At 39.7% G+C, this 287-nt stretch carries 1 protein-coding gene; it reads right to left on the reverse strand.

All coding sequences use genetic code 11. The features are described from left to right. Positions 1-287: nicotinate-nucleotide--dimethylbenzimidazole phosphoribosyltransferase (locus AOA60_RS23675; RefSeq protein ID WP_143522534.1), on the reverse strand; the 287-nt coding region annotated here is incomplete at both ends.

Raw genomic sequence — 287 nt, forward strand, 5'->3', positions numbered from 1 at the left:
CTCCTGTACCTTCTCCAAGCCTTAGTTGTAAATTAAGTAATGGTCTCCCCTCTAACAACTCTATTACTATTTGATGTCCTCTTTCTTGCGATTGATGTCCAATAATTAAATACTCTTTCACTTGATTGCATAGATTTACCGCCAATAGAGCTGCAATAGTACTGATAAAGCCATCTATTAGTATAGGAGTCTTTTTACTAGCAGCTCCTAATATAGCCCCTGTCATCCCTGCAATCTCTAGCCCTCCTACTTTTGCTAGAACGTCGATGATGTCTTCTCTCTTCGGT

The sequence above is a fragment of the Pseudomonas sp. 2822-17 genome (assembly GCF_002742485.1).
Classification (GTDB): domain Bacteria; phylum Pseudomonadota; class Gammaproteobacteria; order Pseudomonadales; family Pseudomonadaceae; genus Aquipseudomonas; species Aquipseudomonas cyclaminis.